The organism is Rhodococcus sp. GB-02, from assembly GCF_053470465.1.
The window spans coordinates 1,513,199-1,529,316 of record NZ_JBPUKE010000001.1 but is presented as its reverse complement, the minus strand read 5'-3'; the positions used below and the strand labels follow the sequence as shown (position 1 = coordinate 1,529,316).

Genomic DNA, 16,118 nt, shown 5'->3' with positions numbered 1-16,118 from the left:
CAGGTAGACAGCAAATCTCGTTGGGGGATCGACGCTTCCGTCGGTCCCCCAACGAACGTCCGACGGCCCGGACCCACACACGACCACATCGGTTGCGGCGCAAAGTGGACCAGGGCTTCATTCATCTCCTACCTCGGTGGCGTCGAGTAACGCGCCGAGCGCGAGGTGGAGTTCGGCAAGCTCACGTCCGCCGGCTTTCGTCAGTACGCGAGTATTTTCCGCGTCCAATTCGCGGACAATGTCTTTGGCGAGCACGATAACCCGTTTTCCCTCGTCGCTGAGATCTAGGCAAACGGCGCGAGCATCGCGGCTGTCGCGTTCGCTGACAACAAATCCGCCCTTCTCCAAAGCTCGCACGAGCTTGGATATGTAGATTCGCTGCAACCCTGTCTGTGCGGCAAGTTCTCGCTGACTAGGCCTTTCCCCCTCACTCACGAGACCGTGAAGTGACGCAAGCACCGAATACTGGGCGTGAGTCAACCCGAGATGCGCGACCGCTCTGTCAACTCCCGCCCGCCAGCGCAGGGCAAGATGCCACACCAGCGACCCCGTAGTCCATGTTTCTCGATCTTGCATACATATAGAGTACATGGCTACTATCCCAATTAGAGTATATGGAAACTATTTTAGGGAGTCATAATGCCTACAATTTCCGTGCTCGACTCAACCATGGCTTACAGCTCGTGCGGCGAAGGCACACCCTTCGTGCTGCTCCACGGAAATCCCACATCCTCGTATTTGTGGCGAAACATACTGCCACGCATAGGAAATATCGGCCGTGCACTTGCTCCCGACCTCATCGGAATGGGCGCGTCCGGCAAGCCCGCAATCGACTACGGTTTCCTCGACACCGCCCGCTATCTCGATGCCTGGTTCGACGAGATGGAGCTCGACGACGTCGTACTCGTCGGGCACGACTGGGGTGGAGCACTCGCCCTCGACTGGGCTACCCGCCACCCCGATCGCGTCCGAGGTGTCGCACTGTTCGAAACGATCCTCCGTCCGATGACCTGGGACGAGCACTTCCCGGGAGACGCACGAGCACGAGTCGAGGCACTGAGAGCCTCTGGGACCGGCGAGACGAAGGTACTCGACGAGAACTTCTTCCTCGAAATCGCGCTTCACAGAACAGTTCTCGGGGGTCTTTCCAAAACAGACGTCGACGCCTATCGTGCTCCCTACCCCTTCCGTGAGAGTCGCCGGCCCCTGCTCGCGTGGCCACGATCCTTCCCCATCGAAGGAAGTCCCGATGAAGTGAATGCACGTGTGTCGGCGTACAGCGAATGGCTCGCGGAAAGCACCGAGGTACCCAAACTCCTTCTCACCTTCAGCGGCCTCGCCGAACTTCTCATGGTCGGACCCGACGAAGTCGCGTGGAGCCGATCGAACATCGCGAATCTCGAGGTGACCGAGTGCGGTCCCGCAGGGCATCTCGCCCCCGAGGATCAGCCCTCGGCAATCGCCGCGGCAATCACCGAATGGACACAGCGGCAACACCGTTTCAGCCGCGAGTGACTCGACTCCGTCGCCAAGCGCTCCGAGCGCCGTTTCGCCGACGCGGGCAGTAGCGCCCCAGACCTTGCTCCGAAATATGGGACCGACACCACCTCCGCCGGATTTGTCCGATATAACTAACGGGCGAGTACGCCGGTTGGGTCGAGGTCGAGAACGAGGGGGCGTGGGTGGTAGAGGGGGCGTGGGTGGTAAATGAGGACGGGCTGGGACAGACCTCGGAATCGGGGGCTCCACACAGAGTGGGCGGGTTTCTCTATCACCGCAGCGGCGACCGATGGGAGTGGTCGGACGAAGTTGCGCGGATTCACGGCTACGAACCCGGACAAGTAGACCCCACGACTGAATTGATGCTCTCGCACAAGCATCCGGAGGACCGAAGACACGTTGCACAGACACTGCTCGCCATCCGCACTTCAGGCGGCCCGTTCAGTAGCCGGCACCGCATCATCGACACTGCCGGGAACACACACTCGGTAATCGTCGTCGGAGACAGCGTCGTGGCTGAGTCAGGTGAAGTGGTGGGGAGCTCCGGCTTCTACATCGACGTCACCGAAACCCTGGACAGCAACGTAAAAGCATCCGTCGACGAATTGGTCAACGAAATCACCGTGTCTCGCGGAGTGATCGAGCAAGCCAAAGGCATGCTCATGGTGATCTACGGCATTTCGGCCGACCGCGCCTTCGACATCCTCGTGTGGCGTTCTCAAGAGACCAACGTGAAACTCAGGGATGTCGCCGAGCAGTTGATAGTTCGGACACTGGACGACTTCCAGGTTCCGACACCACTGCGGACCCGGTTCGATCACTTGCTGTTGCAGGGTTGAATGACAACAGGGTTGAGGGATCTGCTTAAGGCGGTTCCCGTGGCTGGCTGCTCAACCTCGAGGAACCTCGCCCGCATTGATTCCGGGACGGTCCGATGCGGCCTATCCCCGTTGTTACCCAACACGGAGTAAAAGGAAACTACTCGTCGCCGGACTTCTTGTCGGAGGTCTCCTCGACCAGTTCAGGTGCCTGTTCGCGAGTTGCCATTCCACCGTCGCCGCCCTTGTCCACGGGCCCTGGGTGCCCGCCCTTAGGCGACTGGTCGTTGTTGTCTTTCTCGGTCATGCGGTCATCCTCGTCATCTGGTCGTGTCAGTCATACGGCGTGCGACCTTACCGGAGCCTCGGCCCACCTCCCTCTCAATCTATCGCTCTCAGGACTTCCCGCAACCCTCACCGATTTTGTTTGCATTTCAACACTTTCGGGCAGGTGACTGCGAACAGCATTTCCACGAGGAGAGGTCGATCCCAGTGCGTGCAGTGACTTGGCAAGGCAAACGGAAAGTAAGCGTCGATAGGGTTCCGGACCCCACGATCATCGAGCCCACCGACGCGATCATCAAGGTCACCACGACGAACATCTGCGGATCAGATCTGCATCTGTACGAGACTTTGGGTGCGTTCATGAATGCAGGCGACATTCTCGGTCACGAACCGATGGGCATCGTCGAAGAAGTCGGGTCGGATGTCACGAATCTCGAGATAGGCGATCGCGTCGTGATCCCGTTCCAGATCTCGTGCGGCGATTGCTTCATGTGCGATTCGAGTCTCTACACCCAGTGTGAGACGACTCAGGTCCGCGATCAGGGAACGGGCGCAGCGTTGTTCGGCTTCTCCGAGCTGTACGGATCGGTGCCAGGTGGTCAGGCTGAATACTTACGAGTCCCGCAGGCACACTTCACACACATCAAAGTTCCCGAAGGTCCGGCGGATTCACGATTCGTCTATCTCTCCGACGTGCTTCCCACTGCCTGGCAGTCGGTCGAATACGCCGACATCCCGCCGGGTGGATCCGTGACCATCCTCGGTCTCGGACCGATCGGTGACATGGCTGCTCGCATCGCGCACCACAAAGGATTTCGGGTGATCGGCGTGGACCGTGTGCCCGAACGCCTTGCGCGCCTTGCCGAACGCGGTATCGAGACCCTCAACCTGGACGACTACGGCAGCAAGATCGGCGATGCCGTCAGAGACGCGACAAACGGCCGCGGAACCGATTCGGTGATCGACGCTGTCGGCATGGAAGCGCACGGGTCTCCGATCGGAAAGCTCGCGCAGCAGTTCGTCGGACTCCTTCCCGATGCTCTTGCCGCGCCTGCGATGCGCACCGCAGGGATCGATCGGCTCGGTGCTGTCTATTCGGCCATCGACATCGTTCGGCGCGGGGGGACCATTTCTCTGATCGGTGTATACGGCGGAATGGTTGATCCACTGCCGCTGATGACCATGTTCGACAAGCAGATTCAGATCAGGATGGGCCAGGCGAACGTCAAGAAGTGGGTCGACGACATCATGCCCTTGCTCACTGACGACGACCCACTCGGCGTCGACGCCTTTTCCACTCATCAGCTGCCGCTCGATCAGGCGCCACACGCCTACGAGATCTTCCAGAAGAAGCAGGAAGGCGCGGTCAAGATCCAACTGAAACCGCACGGGTAATCCAACTCCGCAGTACTATCGCCCGATATGCCGTATTTGGATCGCGCCGGAGAAGTATTTGTCCTCCACCTGGGTAATGAAGGCGAGCCGGATACGCCGAATCCGTTCAATCCCCGGTGGCTCGACCAGGTCGAGGACCTCCTCACCGAAGTCGAAAACTTCGACGGTCCGGGAGCGCTGGTCACGACAGCTGTGGGCAAGTTCTATTCCACTGGGCTGGATACAGATTGGATTCTTCACAACGCCGATCAGGTCAACGGGTACATCGACCGCGTTCAAACCTTGTTCGCGCGAATGTTGACGTTTGCGATGCCCACCGTCGCCGCGCTTCCGGGACATGCCTTCGGCGGTGGTGCAATTCTGGCCGCCGCGCACGATCACGTCGTGATGCGAGAGGATCGCGGTTTCTTCTGCCTGCCAGGGATCACTATCGGCGCGAGTTACGCACCCGGAAGCATCGCCCTACTTGCATCACGTCTTCCGACACGCGCAGTCCACGACGCACTCGTCACAGGTAGGAGGTACGGCGGGATCGAAGCATTGTCAGCAGGATTCGTAGATCAAGTCGCGGCTCCGGACGATGTGCTCTCGACAGCTGTCGACTACGCACGCACGTTGACGCGAACTCGTGGACGCACGCTCAATGAGATCAAGGAACTGCTATATGCCGAGCCGTTGGCCCTCCTACGAACGCCAGTAGTGGGAATCGACAAGCAGGTGATACTGAAAGACAACTGACCGATACCACCGACCGTCGTACTCGCTTCACACACGCTCCACAGAAAGAAACTGAAACCGAAATGGCTCGCGAACTTACCGTCTCCGACAGCGTCGTCGTCAACGCCGACGCGCTCTCCCTCTACGAGCTCATCAGCGATCCCACTCGTATGGGTGCCTGGAGTCCCGAAAACTTAGGCGCAACCTTGCGAGGAGACAGAGAAAGAGCCTTCCTGGGCATGGAGTTCGACGGGCACAACAAGCGTGGGCGCGCGCAGTGGACCACGAGATGTACAGTCACCGCTGCCGACGCCGGGAAGCTCTTCGAATTCCGTGTTCACAAGATCGGCCTGAGTACTCCCCGGATCCCCGCCTCCATCGCAACCTGGCAGTACCGATTTTCACCGGTGCCCGACGGAACCCGAGTTACCGAAACGTGGACCGACGACAGACGCGGCTGGCCGGACTTCGCCGCCGAGATTTTCGACAAAATTGCCACCGGAGGAAAAACGTTCGCCGACTTTCAGCGCGGCAACATCCGCAAGACGCTCCTGAACCTCACGAACGCAGTTGAGCAGGAGGTTTCCGGCATCGAAGGTAACGCCGGCTGACCAGCCGACACCATTTGTGGCAGTTTCTGCCACTTTTGGTACAGTGCGGATATGGCAACAGCCCGCCGCACCGCACTGCTTCTCCGCGTCTCGCAGAGTTGTGCTGCCGCTTTCGTCGAACGCGGTGATACTTCGACAACCATCGCCGAGCTCGCGGAGCGCGCGGAAATCTCCGAGCGAACGTTCTACCGCTGCTTCGCCACCAAAGAGGAGAGCATCTGGCCGATGCTCGACGACGGGAACCGGAGTCTCGTCGCTGCACTCGGTGAGCAGCCACGCGATTCCGGACTGGCGCCGGCTGTCCGGAACGCCTTCGTCGCCTCGGTCGGTGAGTCTTTCGAAGACATGACACGATCCCTGATGCCGATCATCTTCGGCGATGCAGCACTCCGGAGAGTGTGGGAATCAGCGACTTTCGAGACGATGGAGCTCATTCGCCCCGAAGTGGCCCGGCTGATCGATCGACCGGAAAACTCGCTCGACGCCACTGCAGCGGCGGGTCAATCGACGCTCGCCGTGGTCGCAGCACTGCGGGAAATGGCAGATCACCGAACACCTGCACTCACGGCAATCAACCGCGCACTCGACGCGTTTTCGACGTCGTATCTCGCGCACCCAACAGGTAAGGAACAATCATGACTCAAGATCTCTCCGGAAAAACCGTTCTCGTCACCGGTGGCGCCCGCGGCCTCGGTGAAGCGTTTGCGCGCGGCATCGTCGCAGGCAACGGGCGCGTGGTCATCGGCGACATCCTCGACGAAGACGGCCGAGCGGTAGCCGAATCTCTCGGCGAGGCAGCGCGTTACGTTCATCTCGACGTCACCGACCCGGGATCGTGGAAGTCCGCCGTCGAGTTCGCCGTGTCCGAGTTCGGCGCAATCAACGGACTGGTCAACAACGCGGGAATCTCCGCTTCCGGCCAGACTGTCACCGATGAACCCCTCGAAACGTTCCAACGGATCATCCAGATCAACCTGGTGTCCGTACATACCGGTATCCACACGGTGGTCCCGTTCATGAAGGCCGCCGGCGGCGGATCCATCGTGAACATTTCCTCGGCCGCAGGTCTGATGGGCATGGCTCTGACCAGCGGTTACGGCGCAGCCAAGTGGGGTGTGCGAGGACTGAGCAAGATCGCTGCCGTCGAGCTCGGTCGCGACAAGATCCGGGTCAACTCGGTTCACCCCGGCATGGTCCTGACGCCCATGACTGCACCGACGGGTATCAGCCTCGAAGAAGGCGCATTCCCCAACAATCCGTATCGCCGTGTCGGTCGCCCGGAAGAGTTGGTCGGTGCGGTCACCTACCTTCTTTCCGACGATGCCTCGTACACAACGGGTTCCGAGATCGCCGTCGACGGTGGCTGGACTGCCGGACCGTCGATCGAGTACATCGCCGGTCAGTAAAGTCGGGTTCCACCCCCGCCTGAGTCTGCGCAGTCCGAGCACCCTCAGGTGGACACCAACATCTCCCTGATTGCATTCGGAGAAGACAACTTTCGCAGTCGTTGTAGCGCCCGATGCAGGTCTAGTGACACCTGATCGGTCGTACGGGCAAGCGATGTGGCAGTCGCCTTGATGTCGAGGCCGACGATCAACCGCAACACCAGGACGTCGCGTTCGACAACCGGAAGGTCTGTTGGAGGCGGAAGCGGCCCACCGCTGAACCCGTCGGATGCCGCCCGAGCAATCGCGACGCTCGTTCGCGCGTACAACAGGCGCAGGAACGGCTGATTCGTCTCCGATCCGTCGCACACTGCCGTGAGAACCGCGACGCACGCGGCATCCGCGGCGGAGTCGGAGACGGCCCGATCAAGCTCGGCGCGGCACCGCAGCACAACCATCGGACGAAATGCCGCATACAAACTGGTCATGGACTCACGGCTACCGCTCCGTGCCGCGGCGACCAGCACCTCCAGCGAGCCTTCCTGCAGCATGGGCTCACATTCTCTCTTTCTCGACGGAAATTCGTTGTGCAATCCGAGGGATCAACTGGAACCGAATAGTCCGGCGAAGCGGTTCACAGTCGGCGCGGGTGCATGATCTTGCCGGCGTTGCCATTAATTCTGGTTGTCCTGACCCCGGCCGTCGCCCCGATCCCAGGCACCGCCCTGATCCCAGGTACCGCCCTGCCCGCCGTTTCCACCATGGCTCCAATCCTGGGAGCGATCACCACCCTGATCGCCACTCCAACTTCTTGCGTCGTTCCGGTGCGGATGGTCGTGTCATGAACAATCCGTTCTCCGTAGATTTCTCGAGGCTGTCTCACGCAGTCGTGAATGGGACACACACCAGTGAAGTCCTGCATCCTTGCCGCCCACTGGCACTAACCTGGCAAATTACTGGCAGGGTGTTGATTCAAACCGAACGCCTTGCACTGCAGAACTTTTCGATTTCTCAGGCTTGTCTTTGCTGCTCCAAGTCCGACCGTTCCGTTCCACGCGACAAGGGGTCACACGGGCGTAAGGTCGAGAGAGTTCGGCTCAGTCGTCAAGAGCGGAAGGACACCTAGACAATGCGAAGCGATGGAGATACGTGGGACATCGTCAGTAGCGTCGGACTCACCGCGCTGGCAGTGGCAACGTTCCGAGCATTGGAGAGCACCCGTCCGGACGCGATCATCGAAGACAAGTTCGCATCGTGGTTCGTAGAAGCCGCAGCCGAGCCACATTTCACAGCTCTTCTGAAAGACCCCGCACTCCTCGACGACACACCCTTCGGCGGTTTCATGGGTTTGCGAACCAGATTCTTCGACGAATTCTTCCTGTCGTCAACCGAATCCGGAGTAACCCAGGCGGTAATCGTTGCGGCAGGCTTGGATTCACGTGCGTACCGATTGGATTTCAACTCAGGATCGACAGTATTCGAAGTGGATCAGCCGAAGGTGTTGGAGTTCAAGGCCGAAGTGCTCGCTGCGCACGACGCACAGCCGAAGGCCGATAGACGCACTGTGCCTACTGATCTGCGCAACGACTGGCCGAACGCACTCGAGGAGGCTGGTTTCGATCCTAGCGAACCCACGGCCTGGTCGGCGGAAGGCCTGCTCGCCTATCTCCCGGGCCCGGCCCACGACGCCCTGTTCGAGCGGATCGACGAACTCTCGGCCACCGGTAGTCGCTTGGCGGTGAACGACTTTCCGGCCGGAACCGACCCGAGCAAGCTAGCGGCCATCAGATCCAAATACTTCACCAAGGACCCGTTCGGAGACCTTGACATTTCGCAACTGTTCTACAGCGACAAACGATCCGATCCGGGGCAGTGGTTGGCTGAACACAATTGGACCGTCCGTCGCTTCAGCTCAGTCGAGTTGGCAGAACTGTACGATCACCGGATCCCCGAACTCCCCGAACTCCCCGAACTCCCCGAAGAAATCGCAGCACTGTCGACGCAACCGTCCTTTTTGGCCGCCACCAAGAACTAACTCTCACTGTCATCACGAAAGTTCCTCGGGTGCAGACCTTCTCCCATTTATCCAGCTTCAACGTGCGTGTCACCACTACACGTCACCCCAGCCGACTGGGTCAACGATCAAGCTGTACGTCCTCGGCGCGGTCGCGACGGCTGTCGAGAACGGGACACTCTCCTGGGATCAGAAACTCACCATCACCGACGACCTCAAATCGATGCCCGGTGGGACCATGCAGGACCTGCCATCGGGAACTGAAGCCACGGTCCGGGGAACCGCCGGCAAGATGATCTCGATCAGCGACAACACCGCCACCGACATGCTGATCGCTGCTGTCGGGCGCGAGCAGGTCGAAGCCGAGTTCGCCCCGATGGGCATGGCGGATCCTTCGCTCAACATCCCGCTCAAGCCGACCCGCGCACTGTTCCAACTCGGCTGGGGCGACGAAGGCGCACAACGTATCGCTTGGCGCGACGGAACTCCGGACGAGCGTCGAGCGATACTCGCGGCGCTGCCGGGTGATCTGGTGGACATCCCGGCGTCTGCATTCACCACCCCCGCATGGCCTTTCGACATCGATTGGTTCGCCTCGCCTGCCGGCCTGCGTGCCGCGTTGGTCTCGTTGCAAGAGACGGCGAAGACCGAGAGCGGCGCACCCGTTAGAGACATACTCGCCGAGGATCCGGCGCTCAGTGACGAGTCCGCGAATTGGTTAACCTACGGCGGATTCAAGGGCGGCAGCTCCATCGGGGTCCTTGCGGGTGCCTATTACATGGAACACGACGATCGTGCGTGGGTTGTCACCATGCAAACCCATGGTGAGGAGGCTGCACTGGTTGCCGACCCGGCTCTGTACTTCGATCCGGTAGACGCCGCGATGCTCTTGATCCAGAAGGATGCAACCAGCTAGAGCGCACTGGGCGGGTTGAACCCACGGACGCAGACTCCTACCTTCGACCGTGGAGAGGGCCGGATACAGAGAACCGCTGCGCATCCGGTGTCACCAGGATGCGCAGCGGCTTCGGTAAGTCTTAGCCCGTGGGAGGCTCAGTCTCGTCCGACGAGAATCCGTCGAAGAATGCGATGACCTTCTGAAGAAGTGTCGCGATGTCGAAATCTTCCAAGCTACCCATTGCGTTCGTCCTTTCGTTTAACACTGGAGGATGAAACGTGCATCGTGCAATTCCCAATGTAAAGCATCAATGAGATTATTTCTCGACCAGGCAACAATTCGACTGAAATGCCCCACTCAGCAAGATGTGAGCAAATTGCCACAAATAACAGCCCCACTAGCAATATTCCCATTATCCGCGACCCACGAATAGTTCCCAATTCGCAGGTGGGTAATTTTTGAGAAAAATTTCTGGGCGCGTCGATTCCGATAGATATTCTTGGCGACAACCTCAACCACAGACTGCAAGGTAGACGAAGTTTCGACACAGAAGGTATGCAACTCTATCGGAACCTCGACCGCGATAACGAATCGATTGCAGCACTATCCTTGATACCTCTCCTCAGCTTTGGATTTCACATGTAACCACTAGCGATTTCCGCTGATCGACCGCAATACCAGTTCAGGGATCCGAGAGTCTGAATTGATACTGTGCACGCAATTAGCTGGTCATATATCGGCCGCCCCGCCGTAGCTCGAACTTCGTCAAAACTTCAAACAATCCTAATGCTGGACGTTAGTTTAGATGCGTTCGCATTTCTCCGGAACCAGCTCGATAAATGCGAACCCGCACCGATGTATCCGAGACTGCACGGCGGCGGCCCCTCGGGACACGATCCGTGCCTCTACGACGGGTGGGCGGGCAAGCTCACCCGAGGGTGAAATAGGGGGTGAGACATGCCTGGGGGGCTCGTTTTACCGAGTCCGGCACAGTACGTTTTCCCAGGCACGCCAGTCCCCAGATTCACACGGCGTGCAAGGGCTCGTTGACGCTTCCGAGATGTTGGCAAGGCCGACCACAGGCCCCGTTCTCCCGACGAGAACGGGGCTTCCTCGTGTCTGTTTCCGCCTTCCACCGACCGGGTAGACGCGAACATGAGCGCCACCTGCTCGACTGGATCCACCGCTGGCCGCTACGAATCGAACGCCCCGACTGTCGGCGTCGAAGAAGAATTCATCCTCGTCGACCCGACATCGTGGTTGCCGTCCACCGACAGTGCCGCGGTTGCGGAAACCGCGTCGACACTCGGTTTGGATCTTCAGTTCGAACTGTCCCGGTGCCAAGTCGAGACCAACTCTCCCGTGTGCCGAAGCATCGACGAACTCCGAACCCACTTGATCGACATGCGTCGGCTCGCGGGGAAAGCGGCCGAGTTGAACGGCTGCAGACTGTTGGCAGTCGGCGCACCACTGTCGGGGCCTTCGCGTTTCGCGATAAGCGACTCGCCTCGCTACCGGAAGATGGGGCAACACTTCGGCGCCCTCGCTGCCGAACAGAGCATCTGCGGTTGCCACATCCATGTAGGCGTCGCTGATCGAGCAGAGGCAGTGCAGGTCTGCAATCACGTGCGCATCTGGCTGCCGGCCTTGCTCGCCCTGAGCGCCAATTCCCGCATTCACCAAGGAGTCGACACAGACTTCTCGAGTTGGCGGGCGGTTCAATGGTCCAGGTGGCCCGTCGCCGGACCGCCACCGTTCTTCGAGACCGCCGACGATTTCGACACCGCGGTCGCGATGATGGTGGATTGCGGAGTGATGCTCGACAAGCGGATGGCCTACTGGGATATCCGACCGTCCTGCCACCTACCGACCGTCGAGATCCGGGTCTGCGACGTTCAACCGACGGTCGACGATGCCGTGCTGCTTGCGACACTTGTGCGTGCTCTGGTCGCCACTGCTCTGCGCGCCGTAGACAACGGCGTCCCCGCACCGCGCGCTTCTCTCGAGCGTCTTCGCCTCGCGACATGGGTGTCTGCAAAGGAGGGCATCCTGGGAAAGCTGATCGATCCGGTTACCGCACATAGAATTTCGGCCACGGAGCTGTTTCATCGACTCCTGATCCATCTCCGCGACTCACTTGACGAGACAGGTGAGTACGCGAGTGTGGAGTCGGCGCTGCGCCGCAAGTTGGTCACCGGTAGCGGCAGCGACTGGCAACATCGAACGCTGCGCCAGGTCTGCCTTCGGGAACTGATCGCGCGCGCCGTTCGACTCACCCTCCCGACCGCGCAGGCGGGCATGGATACGCATGGCGGGCCGACTCCGGATCAGTAGTAATGCCGCCGACCGCCGATGGCGTGCCCGGCCGCGCCCAGCGCGTACAGGACGATTCCGATCACCAGCAAGACGACACCAATCGTCCACAGGATCGGAATGTTCACCACGAAACCGATTATCAGCAGGATTACGCCGAGGATGATCATGACAAGCTCCTTCAGTGCGTTCACTCGGGCGGATACGCCCGCCTCGAGCCGCATACACCGTGGATACCCGTCGGCCGAGCGTTTCATACCCTCTGCGACCGGGTATTTCGCTGGGCACCACAATATTTGAAGAATCGAGCACGCCATGATGAGAATTGTGACTCTGATCGTTCTGATCTGGCTGATCGTCGGAGCCGTCGCGGCCGGCCAGCGCGGTTACTACAGCAGTTCGCCGACCAACTGTGCCGGGGTCGGGACCATCGCGCTCACCGTCATCGCCGGCCCGCTGAACTACTTCGGCGTCAATCCCAAAGTGACGGATTGCACGCTTCCTCAACCGACCGAATGAACTGCCGAAAATCCACGCTAAACCGACTAGTCGTTACCCTGGAGGTGAGTCGACACACATCGAAGTGAGGGGCCACCATGACCACTGCACCAGATCGCACCCGAATCGAGTTCCCGGACATCAGCTCGCGTGCGTGGGAACACCCAGCCGATCGGGCCGCATTGGTGACGCTCCGGACGCTTCGGGGGTTCGACACTGTTCTGCGGACGCTGTCCGGCCTACTCCAAGAACGTCAGCATCGCCTCATGTATCTCGCCACGTCCGTGCGAGTCGACGAACGCCAGTTCAGCGACCTCAACGATCTGCGACGCGACTGCGTCGACATTCTGCAGGCCGACGAGACACCAGAGTTGTTCGTGCTCCAAACCCCGATGGTCAACGCCTTCACCATCGGCATGGACAAGCCGTTCATGGTGGTCACGACCGGCCTACTGGACGTGATGAACTACGAGGAGCAGCGGTTCATCATCGGCCACGAACTCGGCCACGCACTGTCCGGCCATGCGGTGTATCGCACCATCTTGATGCATTTGATGCGACTTGCCGGAACCATCGGCTGGTTGCCCGTCGGCGGGTGGGCCCTGCGTGCGATCATCGCGGCCCTCATGGAATGGCAGCGCAAGTCCGAACTGTCCGGTGATCGTGCCGGACTGTTGTGCGGGCAAGACGTCCACACAGCGATCCGCGTCCAGATGAAATTGGCGGGCGGATCCCGAGTCAGTGAAATCGACATCGACGCATTCTTGGCCCAGGCTGCCGAGTACGACGCCAGTGGCGACCTCCGCGACGGTGTACTCAAGCTCCTCAACATCGAACTGCTCTCGCACCCGTTCTCGGTACTTCGCGCCGCAGAACTCAAGAAGTGGGTCGACAGCGGAGACTACGCCGCAATTCTGCGCGGAAACTACCCGCGGCGAGGAGAAGACGACGGAGCGAAGATCAGCGACGAGTTCAAGAATGCGGCCAAGACCTACAAGCAGAACTTCGATGAATCAGAAGACCCTCTGATCCGAATGGTGCGCGACATCGGCAGCGGACTGGGCGGCGCGGTCGGCGCCGTCGGAAACGGCGTTGGCGACGTGGCGTCGGATATCAAGGAACGATTTACTCACTGGCGCAAGACTTCCGACAGATCAAAGGGCGCCGACGACGCCGAGTGAGCAGAATCGGGACCTGCCACCGAAGGCAGTCGGCGGCAGGTCCCGAGTTCTTGGCGTGAAGGTGATGCAGGCTTCCCTCTGCACCACCCTCACGTTCACAGACAGTACCAGCAGTCGAACAAACGTGCGAACCGAAAGCGGTCGTGTCGAATCCCCGGTTGTCGGGTACGCGGCATAGGACCACTACAGAAGGGAGCCGACATGCATGCTGGGCGACTGAAGAAGGTCGGTTCGAGTGACGGCCCGTTTGCCTCCGTGTACTTCGAGGACGTCCGCAACCGGGAGGATGCGCGCGAGCGCTTCGAACTCGAATGGCGCTCGATGCGCAACCAACTCTCGAAGCAGGGCGCATCCGAATCACTGATCGCACGACTGGACGAGGTGAAGGACAACCATCACGGAATCTCGGGACGCGCCGGGCGGGCTATCGTCGCCACGGCGGAGGCCGTGCTGATCGACGACATCCTGCTCGAACCTGCCGGATCGACCATCGCAACCTTGGGCGAGCTGCCCTACCTGGTTCCACTGATCGCACACGGATACGACACCGAGCCGTTCCTCATCGCCAAGGTCGACCACACTGGCGCAGACTTGTGCGTACGTGATGCCCGCGGGCGTGACGTGTACGGCGAATCGGTCGACGGCGACGGCTTCCCGGTCCACAAGGCACACGTCGGCGGTCAGGAGCGGTACACCGACAGCCAGAGCCTCGTGGAGGAGAACATCCGGAAGAACCTGACACAGGCCGTGGAGCGCGCCGCGACGCTCGCCCGTGAACACAAGGTTGCACTGGTAGTCGTGATCGGAGAAGTACAGTCCCGCAAAGCTTTTGCTCAGCTCCTTCCGTCGACGCTACGGGTGGTGGACGTCGAAAAAGGTTCGCGTTCAGTCGGTTCGACACCCGCCGAGGTGTCCAAGTCGATTCGTGAACTGATCGACACGCAGCGACTGCGCAGAATGGATACGGAAACCGAACGCTACGTCGCAGAGCAGGGGCGGGACTCCGGCCTCTCCATCGACGGGACCGCACGCGTCCTCGACGCACTCGAGCAAGGCAAGGTCGAGACGCTGCTGCTCACCGACCCCGACGACAAGGAAGTCACGAGTGGAAAGTTGATCGGGCCCGCCGATCGCGTACTCCCCTACATCGCAATCGGGACCGGCACCGAACTGGTACAGATCGACGAACGCCTGGTTCTCGCCGACGGCTACGGCGCGATACTTCGGCACCCCTGAACAACCGGCCTGCTGATCAGATTCGGGGGCGAGCACGTTCAGCGAGAAGCGTGCTTGCCCACCGAGTCCGGAAATCCATCGGCAATCGCTGCCACGAGCTCCAGATATGCCCGTGCAGTGCGCTTGTTCAACAACTTCAAGTCGATCGGACCGCCCTCGCCGAGGTGATCGTCGTAGGGCAGGGTCTTGACCGCGCGTACTCCACGCTGAGCGAAAACGTCCTCGAGCTGGTCGAGATCGAGCGAAGACGAACCCGGTCGCGTCGAATTGATCGCCACAACCGACCTGCTCACCAGATCTGCGTATCCATGTTTGGTCAGCCAACTGAGCGTTGCTGCTGCACTACGGGCACCGTCCTGCGCCGTCGGGCTGACGACAACCAAGGCATCTGCTTCGTCGAGAATTCCGTACATGGCCGAGTGCATGATTCCAGTGCCGCAGTCGGTGATGACGATGTTGTAGTGCACCTCGAGAATCCGCAGGGTATCGAGGTAGTCCTGCTCGTTGAACGACTCCGAAGTTTCCGGATCTGCTTCACTCGCAAGGATTTCGAGCCGGCTGTCACCTTGCGACGTGTAGTAGCGAACATCGCTGTACGTACGAATGTCGCCGTCGGCCAACAGATCACGAACGGTCAGATGATGTTCACGTCGTTCACGATCAGCCAGAGTCCCCAGGTCAGGATTGGCATCGATGGCTACGATCCGATCCCCGCGGATCGAGGCGAACGTGGACCCGACGGTCTTGGCCGCCGTGGTTTTTCCCACACCACCCTTGAGCGAGATGAAGGCTATCTTGTACACGCCGCGCACCGTGCGGTTGGCACGGCGCACCAGAGCTTGGTGTTCGAGTTCGGCAGCCGACTGCCCCGTGTTGATGCGACCGCCGGTCAGTTTGAACAACACACTGCCCAAACCGCGTTCAGGTGGACGCTTCGCCCGCTTGATGATGTCCAAGTCGTCGACGGAGGTCATAGGCCTGGGCGTCGAGGTTCGAAAATCGGTCGGCTCTTCACGCCGCTGCTGGCGCATCCGCTGGCTGGGCAACGGTTTTGAGGCTGGTTCGTCGAATTGCGGTGTGAACGTGACAGTTCGAATCGACGTTGAGTAGCCGTCGTCAGACGCGTCGAAAAGGCCGTCGCCTCTAGTCGTTCCCGAGTTGTTCCCCAGGACTCCGCCATTCGAACTGTTGTTATCGCTGCGCACCGTTTTCCTAGGTCGAGGTCGGAATCAATTCGGACATAGCCTCTCGGACGCTATCACTCTGG

General features: G+C 60.1%; 18 protein-coding genes. 13 read left to right on the top strand and 5 right to left on the bottom strand.

Annotation, left to right across the window (positions count from 1 at the left end; genetic code table 11):
• Positions 1-117: 117 nt before the first annotated feature.
• Positions 118-576, bottom strand: a complete 459-nt coding sequence (locus tag ACSW29_RS07245) for a MarR family winged helix-turn-helix transcriptional regulator (protein WP_448276940.1) — start codon at positions 574-576, stop codon at positions 118-120.
• A gap of 63 nt (positions 577-639) precedes the next feature.
• On the opposite strand from ACSW29_RS07245, the gene ACSW29_RS07240 reads away from it, so the two are divergent.
• Both ACSW29_RS07240 and ACSW29_RS07235 read left to right on the top strand, forming a co-directional pair.
• Complete coding sequence (locus tag ACSW29_RS07240; protein WP_448276939.1) at positions 640-1,515, top strand: haloalkane dehalogenase; 876 nt, start codon at positions 640-642, stop codon at positions 1,513-1,515.
• Positions 1,516-1,700: 185 nt separating this feature from the next.
• Positions 1,701-2,339 (top strand): PAS and ANTAR domain-containing protein, encoded by a 639-nt coding sequence (locus ACSW29_RS07235; RefSeq protein WP_317829509.1) that lies wholly within the window; start codon positions 1,701-1,703, stop codon positions 2,337-2,339.
• 139 nt (positions 2,340-2,478) lie between these two features.
• Here ACSW29_RS07235 and ACSW29_RS07230 read toward each other — a convergent pair whose 3' ends face one another.
• Positions 2,479-2,625, bottom strand: coding sequence for a hypothetical protein (locus ACSW29_RS07230; protein WP_283306116.1), 147 nt, complete (start codon positions 2,623-2,625; stop codon positions 2,479-2,481).
• Positions 2,626-2,810: 185 nt separating this feature from the next.
• Between ACSW29_RS07230 and ACSW29_RS07225 the strand changes: the two genes are divergently transcribed.
• The 5 genes from ACSW29_RS07225 to ACSW29_RS07205 all read left to right on the top strand — a co-directional run bounded on the left by ACSW29_RS07225 (position 2,811) and on the right by ACSW29_RS07205 (position 6,732).
• On the top strand, positions 2,811-3,998 hold the full coding sequence (locus ACSW29_RS07225) for a zinc-dependent alcohol dehydrogenase (protein ID WP_448276938.1): 1,188 nt from the start codon (positions 2,811-2,813) through the stop codon (positions 3,996-3,998).
• A 27-nt stretch (positions 3,999-4,025) separates the two neighbouring features.
• Positions 4,026-4,736 (top strand): enoyl-CoA hydratase/isomerase family protein, encoded by a 711-nt coding sequence (locus ACSW29_RS07220; RefSeq protein ID WP_448276937.1) that lies wholly within the window; start codon positions 4,026-4,028, stop codon positions 4,734-4,736.
• Positions 4,737-4,798: 62 nt separating this feature from the next.
• Positions 4,799-5,326 (top strand): SRPBCC family protein, encoded by a 528-nt coding sequence (locus tag ACSW29_RS07215; RefSeq protein ID WP_448276936.1) that lies wholly within the window; start codon positions 4,799-4,801, stop codon positions 5,324-5,326.
• 51 nt (positions 5,327-5,377) lie between these two features.
• Complete coding sequence (locus tag ACSW29_RS07210) at positions 5,378-5,965, top strand: TetR/AcrR family transcriptional regulator (protein WP_448276935.1); 588 nt, start codon at positions 5,378-5,380, stop codon at positions 5,963-5,965.
• Complete coding sequence (locus ACSW29_RS07205) at positions 5,962-6,732, top strand: glucose 1-dehydrogenase (RefSeq protein WP_230815063.1); 771 nt, start codon at positions 5,962-5,964, stop codon at positions 6,730-6,732. The genes ACSW29_RS07210 and ACSW29_RS07205 overlap by 4 nt, the downstream gene beginning before the upstream one ends.
• Positions 6,733-6,776: 44 nt before the next feature.
• Here ACSW29_RS07205 and ACSW29_RS07200 read toward each other — a convergent pair whose 3' ends face one another.
• Positions 6,777-7,262, bottom strand: a complete 486-nt coding sequence (locus ACSW29_RS07200; RefSeq protein ID WP_317829514.1) for an RNA polymerase subunit sigma — start codon at positions 7,260-7,262, stop codon at positions 6,777-6,779.
• Between the two features lie 578 nt (positions 7,263-7,840).
• Between ACSW29_RS07200 and ACSW29_RS07195 the strand changes: the two genes are divergently transcribed.
• The 3 genes from ACSW29_RS07195 (at position 7,841) to ACSW29_RS07185 (ending at position 11,957) form a co-directional block, all read left to right on the top strand.
• Complete coding sequence (locus tag ACSW29_RS07195) at positions 7,841-8,746, top strand: class I SAM-dependent methyltransferase (RefSeq protein WP_317829515.1); 906 nt, start codon at positions 7,841-7,843, stop codon at positions 8,744-8,746.
• Positions 8,649-9,641 (top strand): serine hydrolase, encoded by a 993-nt coding sequence (locus ACSW29_RS07190; protein ID WP_448277414.1) that lies wholly within the window; start codon positions 8,649-8,651, stop codon positions 9,639-9,641. Before ACSW29_RS07195 ends, ACSW29_RS07190 begins: the two co-directional genes overlap by 98 nt.
• A gap of 1,137 nt (positions 9,642-10,778) precedes the next feature.
• On the top strand, positions 10,779-11,957 hold the full coding sequence (locus ACSW29_RS07185) for a carboxylate-amine ligase (RefSeq protein WP_448276934.1): 1,179 nt from the start codon (positions 10,779-10,781) through the stop codon (positions 11,955-11,957).
• Here ACSW29_RS07185 and ACSW29_RS07180 read toward each other — a convergent pair.
• Complete coding sequence (locus ACSW29_RS07180) at positions 11,951-12,106, bottom strand: DUF6131 family protein (RefSeq protein ID WP_317828487.1); 156 nt, start codon at positions 12,104-12,106, stop codon at positions 11,951-11,953. The genes ACSW29_RS07185 and ACSW29_RS07180 overlap by 7 nt on opposite strands.
• Before the next feature lie 145 nt (positions 12,107-12,251).
• On the opposite strand from ACSW29_RS07180, the gene ACSW29_RS07175 reads away from it, so the two are divergent.
• From ACSW29_RS07175 to ACSW29_RS07165, 3 genes are all read left to right on the top strand, one after another.
• The gene (locus ACSW29_RS07175) at positions 12,252-12,455 is read left to right on the top strand and encodes a hypothetical protein (protein WP_003945456.1); all 204 of its coding nucleotides are present in this window, start codon (positions 12,252-12,254) and stop codon (positions 12,453-12,455) included.
• Between the two features lie 77 nt (positions 12,456-12,532).
• Positions 12,533-13,615 (top strand): M48 family metallopeptidase, encoded by a 1,083-nt coding sequence (locus tag ACSW29_RS07170; protein ID WP_317828486.1) that lies wholly within the window; start codon positions 12,533-12,535, stop codon positions 13,613-13,615.
• A gap of 201 nt (positions 13,616-13,816) precedes the next feature.
• Positions 13,817-14,851: a baeRF2 domain-containing protein gene (locus tag ACSW29_RS07165; RefSeq protein WP_317828485.1), complete on the top strand. Its 1,035-nt coding sequence runs from the start codon at positions 13,817-13,819 to the stop codon at positions 14,849-14,851.
• A 38-nt stretch (positions 14,852-14,889) separates the two neighbouring features.
• On the opposite strand, the gene ACSW29_RS07160 is transcribed toward ACSW29_RS07165, so the two are convergent.
• A complete protein-coding gene (locus tag ACSW29_RS07160; RefSeq protein WP_230815042.1) occupies positions 14,890-15,825 on the bottom strand; it encodes a MinD/ParA family ATP-binding protein in 936 nt (311 codons plus the stop codon).
• Positions 15,826-16,118 lie beyond the last annotated feature (293 nt).